Source organism: Microbacterium sp. K41 (assembly GCF_004794395.1).
Lineage (GTDB): Bacteria > Actinomycetota > Actinomycetes > Actinomycetales > Microbacteriaceae > Microbacterium > Microbacterium sufflavum.
Genome location: NZ_SSDO01000134.1, coordinates 1 through 6,003 on the forward strand (window position 1 = coordinate 1; position 6,003 = coordinate 6,003).

A 6,003-nucleotide genomic window follows, 5' to 3' on the forward strand; every position below is an offset into this window, starting at 1 on the left:
ACCGGCGTCCCCGCGGGCAGCCCGGTCGCGGCCGAGGCCTCCGCGGTCACGGCACCGACGACCTGCCCGCACTCGACCACGGGCGGCAGGATGCGACGGTCGATGCCGACGAGTCCGGCGAGCTCGTCCGACCAGTCGCGCGCCCGCAGATCGAACAGGGCCGAGCTGGAGCCGCTGGTGGGCTCGGTCACGAACGCCCCGGTGAGCCGCGTGGTGACCCAGTCGCTGAGCATCCCGAAGTGGCGGGCGGCGGCGAGCACGTCGGGCTGGTGGCGGGCGATCCACCGCAGCCGGGCGGGGGCCGTGATCGACACCCAGTCGCCCGCGGTGCGGTACACCTCGTCGGCCACGCCCTCGGCCACCAGCTCCTCGGCCTCGGCGCGCGCCCGGCCGTCGGTGTTGGGGCACGCCCACAGCTCGCGCCCCTCGGCGTCGGACAGCACGAAGCCCTCGCGCATGCTCGACGCGGCGACCGCGGCCACGCGTCGCTCGCCCAGCCGCGCGACCACCTCGGACACGGCGCCCGCGATGGCCGTCCAGCCGCCATCGGTGTCGAACACGGTGCCGCCGGGGTGACCGGGCACGGCGACGTGGGTCCACTCGCGAGCGGCCTGAGTGACCAGGCGACCCTCGATGTCGAAGGCGAGGGCACGCGCGGAACCGGTGCCCGCGTCGATCGCGAGGAAGACGTCGCTCAGCGCTCCCATCGCAGCTCACCTCCCGCGAGGAACCGCTCGATCTCGGCGGCGAGCATGTCGGCGCCGCGGGCGAGGGTCTGGTGGGTGGCGCCGGCGAGGTGCGGGGTGAGGATGAGGTTCGGCTGGGCGACCAGGTCGCGCCACGGACCGTCGGGCTCGTTCACGTCGAGCGCGACCCCGGCGAGGTGCCCGCTGCGCAGCCCGTCGAGCAGCGCCTGTTCGTCGACGAGCGACTCCCGGGCCGTGTTGATCAGGAACGACCCCTGCGGCATGCGGGCGATCTGCTCGGCGCCGATCAGGTGGCGGTTGTCGGCGGTCGCCCTGGCGTGCACGCTCACGACGTCGCTGCCGGCGAGCAGCGCGTCCAGGTCGGACACGATGGTCGCATCGGTCACCGTCGCCGGATCGACGTAGGGGTCGTACGCCGCGATGGTGGCGCCGAGCGCCCTGGCCCGCGCGGCGACGAGCCGGGCGACGTTGCCGTAGCCGATCAGCCCGAGGCGCAGGCCCTTCACCTCGCGCCCGAACCACCTCGCACCCTCGAACGTCGACTCCGCGAGCGGACGCCCCTCGGCCACGCGCTCGTCGACGTCGCGCAGCGATGCGGGCACGTTCCGCACGATCGAGATGAGGAACCCGATCGTGAGGTCGGCCACGGCGTCGGCGTTCTTGCCCGGCGTGGTGGTCACGCGCACGCCGCGCTCGCGGGCCGCGGCGAGGTCGACGTTGACGGGTCCGCCGCGCGCGCAGCCGAGCAGCCGCAGCCCGGGGAGCGCGGCGAGCACGTCGGCCGTGAACGGCGCGGCATGGAAGGCGACCACGTCGTACCCCTGCGCGAGTCGCGCGACCTCGGCCGGGTCGCCCTCGAACTCGTGGATCGACGACGCGTCCCACGTCGGCTCCGCGATCGTCATGGTGGCCGTGTCCACGGGGATCCCCCGCTGCGCGAACGCGCGGGTGAACACCTCGGCGGTCATGTAGCTGTCGCCGATGACGAGGATGCGGTGGTCGGTCATGTGCGGGTCTCCCGGTGGGGTCGGTGGGGCGGGTGCGGGTCAGCGGAGGGCGGCGGGGTAGCGGCCGGACGCGGTCTCGTTCGAGATGCCGGCGGCGTCGAACCCGGTGTCGACGCTCACGCGCAGACGGTCGGTGCGCACGGATGCGCGGGAGAAGTCGATGGGCTGTCCGCCCTGGTCGTACGCGACGGCCTCGACCACGACGATCGGGTGTCCCGGCTCCACTTCGAGCAGCCCGGCCAGCATGCGGTCGGCGGACACGGCCTCGATCGTGCGGTGCATGCGCGCGATGCGCACCCCGGTGACCCGGGTGATGGCGGCGTACAGGCTCGCGCGCGGGTCGCGCAGGTCGGGCAGCACCCCGGCGAACCGCGTCGGGAGGTAGTTGATCACGTGCACGGCCGTGCGAGCGCCGACGGCACGCACGCGCTCCAGCACGAAGCCCATGCCGTCGGCGGAGTCGCGTCCGACGACCGCGGCCGCCCACGACGGCAGCGGCTCGATGCCCGCGCGGAGGATCTCCGAGCTCAGGGCGCTGCGGCCGTCTTCGCTGTATTCGCCCAGCAGGCTGGGGGCCGAGGGCAGCGTCCAGGCGGAGGGGCCCTGCGCGCGCTCGACGAAGGCACCCTTGCCCTGCTGACGGGAGATGATCCCGGCGGTCTCCAGCCGCGACAGCGCGTCGCGGACCGAGGTGCGGGAGGCGGCGAAGTGGGCGCGCAGCTCGTTCTCGCTGGGCAGGCGGTCGCCCGGACCCCAGGTGCCGTCGGCGATCTGCGCCTCGACGGCGCGCATGATCTGGAACCAGATGGGTGCCGTCGACGTGCGGTCGAGCGGCGGCAGGGTGAGCGGGGACATTCCGGCCTCTTCGGTGAGCGGGTGCGGAGACCTCGGCGTCTCCGAGCCGGACGACTCCTGTCCGGACATGTATCGATCATCGCGGAGCACATGTCTCCTCTGAAGAGACAAGTCAGAACTTCGCCGCCGCGATCCCCTCCCGGCTCTTTATATGGGCACGATCAGGCTTTTCCTCGCGTCATCCGCCATCGACGACCGCGCTCGTCCCGCCCGGCCCCGCCCACTCGACCCTCCCCGTCGATACAAGTCCTCCCCCGTCCGCGTCTCGTCCCCCCTCGGGGACCCCCGCCCCCTCCCGTGCGGCGGGATCGGGGTCAGAGCGCGAGGTGAAGTCGCAGCGCCTCGTCGAGCGCGCCCATCAGCTCCGCAGGCACCCAGCCGACGGGGCGCACGATGCGGGCCACGGCGATGGTGCGCACCTGCTCGGCCTGCGCCTTGCTGTCTCGGTCGAGGCCCGTCGCGGCAGCGGGCAGCAGGACCTGGAAGGGCCACACGCGCTCCGTCGCCGTGGTGAGCGGCACCACGGTGACCGTGGCGCCCGGGCGACGGATCGCCACCGCGTTGGCGGTGTTGTTGCTCACCACGACCGCCGGCCGCGTCTTGCGCGCCTCGGAACCGATGCCCGGGTCGAACGAGGCGAGGACGATCTGCCCACGGCGGAGCAGCGCGACCGCGACGTCACTCACGCCGAAGCCAGGCCATCGTCGGCGGCGGAGTCCCACTCCTCGTCGTAGCCCTCGCCGTAGGCCTCGGCATAGGCGTCGGCGAGCCGGCTCTCGCGGAGGAGCCGAACCGCGTCCTGGATCGCCGCCGACCGGGACGGGTAGCGGCCCTCGAGCGTCTGCGCGTCGAGGAAGGCGAGGTCGCCGTCCGGCAGACTCAGGCTGATCTTCGCGGTGCTCACGCGGCCATCCTACCCCGGTAGCACCACGGGTACCACCGCCCCCATGCCCGGTGCGGGACGGAAAACGCACCCCCCCGGCGCCTTCCGGGGCGCACTTTCGATCCCGGACGCGCACCCCCGGGCCCGCCGCCCGGATGCGGGACGGAAAACGCACCCCCGAATGGCTCCGGAGGTGCGTTTTCGATCCCGCGCGGGGGCGCAGGCGGGCGTGGGGTGGGGTCAGCGCTTGCCGGCGATCTGACGGCCGACGATCTCGCGCATGATCTCGTTCGTCCCGCCGTAGATGCGGTGCACGCGCGCGTCGAGGAACGCCCGCGCGATGGGGTACTCGGTGATGTAGCCGTAGCCGCCGTGCAGCTGCACCCCGGCGTCGAGCACCTCCCACTCGCGCTCGGTCGCCCAGAACTTGACCTTCGCGGCCTCCTCGGCCGACAGCTTGCCGTCCTTGTAGGCCAGCAGCGCGCGGTCGATGTAGGCCCACAGCGCGTCGACCGTGGTGGCCATGTCGGCGATCTGGAAGCGGCTGTTCTGGAAGTCGATGATCCGCTCGCCGAACGCCTCGCGGTCGCGGGTGTACGCCACGGTCCAGTCGAGGGCGGCCTGCGCGGCGGCGGCACCGGCGACCCCGATCGACAGGCGCTCGAGCGGCAGGTTCATCATCAGCTGGATGAAGCCCTTGCCCTCGACGCCGCCGATGAGGTTCTCCTCCGGCACGAACACGTCGCTGAACGACAGCTCGGCGGTGTCGTGCCCGTGGAAGCCCATCTTGCTGAGCTTCTTGCCGTGCTCGAAGCCCTCCATGCCGTCTTCGATCAGCACGAGGCTGAAGGCGTCGGGGCGGTTGCCCTCGCCGGTCTTGACGAACGTGACGACCAGGTCGGCCGTGGCGCCGGACGAGATGAACGTCTTCGCGCCGTTCACGAGGTACCCGCCGTCGACCTTCTTGGCGGTGGTCTTGATGCCGCGCAGGTCGGAGCCGGCGCCCGGCTCGGTCATGGCGAGCGCACCGACGACCTCGCCGGTGGCCATGCGCGGCAGCCACTTCTGCTTCTGCTCCTGCGTGCCCATGTGCACGAGGTACGGCACAGCCAGGTCGTCCTGGATGCCGAAGGCTCCGGCGAGAGAGCCGGCGCCGGCGGCGATGACCTCTTCGTTCACGATCGCGCGGAAGCGGTAGTCCTGCAGCATGCCCGCGCCGCCGAACTCCTCGGGGACCGACAGGCCGATGATGCCCGCCTCACCCGCGGCGCGCATGGTGTCGCGGTCGACCTCTCCCGCGGCGTCCCACTTCTCGATCGCCTCGCCCGTCACGTGGCGCTTGACGAAATCCTTGACGAGGTCCCGGAAAGCCTCGTGGTCCTCTTCGTAGATGTCGCGTTCCATGCCGTCCTCCCGAACGTGTCGTGCCTCATTGCTCCGGCGATTCTACGGCCGACAGCGGGCCCGGCAGGGGACATTGTGAGAATGCATCCCACGGATCGTGACACTCGGTACCGGGGTTGTGGGAAGCCTCAATCGGCTCATCGACGGCGCGCCGGGACGCGGCGGGATCGCCGACCGGGAGACTCGGGGCATGCAGGAAGTCTGGCCGTACATCACCGCCCTGTGGTTCACCGTCGCGCTCCTCGCCGGAGGATTCGCCCGCACGCGGGGGCGCTCGGCGTGGGTGTGGTTCCTGCTGACGCTGTTCACCGGACCGATCGCGGCGTTCCTCCTCGTCGTCTGGCCATCCGTCGAGACGCGCAGCCCGCGCTGAGGGCAGCCGGGCGTCAGTGCGCGTAGTCGGGCGCCGCGGGCAGCCCGAAGAACTCCTCGAGCGTGTGATACCCGCCCTCGTGGTACGCCGCCGCGAGGTCGACGCCGACGTACCGCAGGTGCCACGGCTCGGGTGCGTAGCCGGTCACGGGCGTGCCGACCTCTTCGTAGCGCACGATGAAGCCGAACTCCCAGGCGTGCGCGGCGACCCAGTCGCTCTGGCCCGTGCCGCCGAACCCGTCGAGGCCGCCGCAGCCCGTAGCGCACGCCACCACATCCAGCGCCAGGCCGGTCTGGTGCTCGCTGTGCCCGGGGCGCGCCGAGCCGGCGTCGGCCTCGGCCTGCCCCTGGGCACGGACGTGCGAGTCGTAGGTCGAGACCTGGAGCCCGTACGAGCGGTAGCCGTTGTTCGCGCCCAGCCGCCCGACGCCTGCCGTCTGAGCGGCATCGGCCATCGCGCCGACGGCGGCGGCCACGTCGGGGCGCACGAGGCCGGAGGGCGTGGTCATCTGCACGGGCACGGCGTCGAGGAGCGCCGGCTCGTAGTCGGCCGGGGTCAGCGGAAGACCCTTGTTCACGACGACCCAGACGCGGGCGGGGTCGGTCAGCGAGATGCACGGCGCGTTGCCGGCGACCACCGCCTCGCGGAACGCCGCACCGCCACCGAACCCGGCGATCGTCGCCGCGTCGTCACCGTTCGCGATGGCCTGCTGCACTCCGGGCTCGGCGCACGGGTCGGCCGCGGGGATCGCCGCCGTCCGCACCGCCGGCACCT

At 72.5% G+C, this 6,003-nt stretch carries 8 protein-coding genes; 1 reads left to right on the forward strand and 7 read right to left on the reverse strand.

What is annotated here, in order from left to right; genetic code table 11:
- The 6 genes from DW309_RS02985 to DW309_RS03010 all read right to left on the reverse strand — a co-directional run.
- Nucleotides 1-707, reverse strand: a 707-nt coding sequence (locus tag DW309_RS02985) for an FGGY family carbohydrate kinase (RefSeq protein ID WP_240753107.1), incomplete at its 3' end; no start/stop codon positions are given.
- On the reverse strand, nucleotides 695-1,714 hold the full coding sequence (locus DW309_RS02990) for an NAD(P)-dependent oxidoreductase (RefSeq protein WP_136034001.1): 1,020 nt from the start codon (nucleotides 1,712-1,714) through the stop codon (nucleotides 695-697). The genes DW309_RS02985 and DW309_RS02990, both read right to left, overlap by 13 nt.
- Nucleotides 1,715-1,753: 39 nt before the next feature.
- Nucleotides 1,754-2,638 carry a GntR family transcriptional regulator gene (locus tag DW309_RS02995; RefSeq protein WP_136034003.1) on the reverse strand — a complete coding sequence of 295 codons (885 nt, stop codon included), beginning with the start codon at nucleotides 2,636-2,638 and terminating at the stop codon, nucleotides 1,754-1,756.
- A 245-nt stretch (nucleotides 2,639-2,883) separates the two neighbouring features.
- Nucleotides 2,884-3,255, reverse strand: a complete 372-nt coding sequence (locus DW309_RS03000; RefSeq protein WP_275089711.1) for a type II toxin-antitoxin system PemK/MazF family toxin — start codon at nucleotides 3,253-3,255, stop codon at nucleotides 2,884-2,886.
- The gene (locus DW309_RS03005) at nucleotides 3,252-3,473 is read right to left on the reverse strand and encodes a ribbon-helix-helix domain-containing protein (protein ID WP_136034005.1); all 222 of its coding nucleotides are present in this window, start codon (nucleotides 3,471-3,473) and stop codon (nucleotides 3,252-3,254) included. Before DW309_RS03005 ends, DW309_RS03000 begins: the two co-directional genes overlap by 4 nt.
- Nucleotides 3,474-3,692: 219 nt before the next feature.
- The gene (locus DW309_RS03010; protein ID WP_136036768.1) at nucleotides 3,693-4,856 is read right to left on the reverse strand and encodes an acyl-CoA dehydrogenase family protein; all 1,164 of its coding nucleotides are present in this window, start codon (nucleotides 4,854-4,856) and stop codon (nucleotides 3,693-3,695) included.
- 190 nt (nucleotides 4,857-5,046) lie between these two features.
- On the opposite strand from DW309_RS03010, the gene DW309_RS03015 reads away from it, so the two are divergent.
- Nucleotides 5,047-5,229, forward strand: a complete 183-nt coding sequence (locus tag DW309_RS03015) for a hypothetical protein (RefSeq protein WP_136034009.1) — start codon at nucleotides 5,047-5,049, stop codon at nucleotides 5,227-5,229.
- Nucleotides 5,230-5,242: 13 nt separating this feature from the next.
- Here DW309_RS03015 and DW309_RS03020 read toward each other — a convergent pair.
- The coding region (locus DW309_RS03020; protein ID WP_136044520.1) for a M15 family metallopeptidase at nucleotides 5,243-6,003 on the reverse strand (761 nt) is incomplete at its 5' end.

Excerpts from the sequence above, each read along its gene's own strand:
- DW309_RS02990 (WP_136034001.1), bottom strand. The coding sequence starts at position 1,714 with ATGACCGACCACCGCATCCTCGTCATCGGCGACAGCTACATGACCGCC.
- DW309_RS02995 (WP_136034003.1), bottom strand. The coding sequence starts at position 2,638 with ATGTCCGGACAGGAGTCGTCCGGCTCGGAGACGCCGAGGTCTCCGCAC.
- DW309_RS03010 (WP_136036768.1), bottom strand. The coding sequence starts at position 4,856 with ATGGAACGCGACATCTACGAAGAGGACCACGAGGCTTTCCGGGACCTC.
- DW309_RS03015 (WP_136034009.1), top strand. The coding sequence starts at position 5,047 with ATGCAGGAAGTCTGGCCGTACATCACCGCCCTGTGGTTCACCGTCGCG.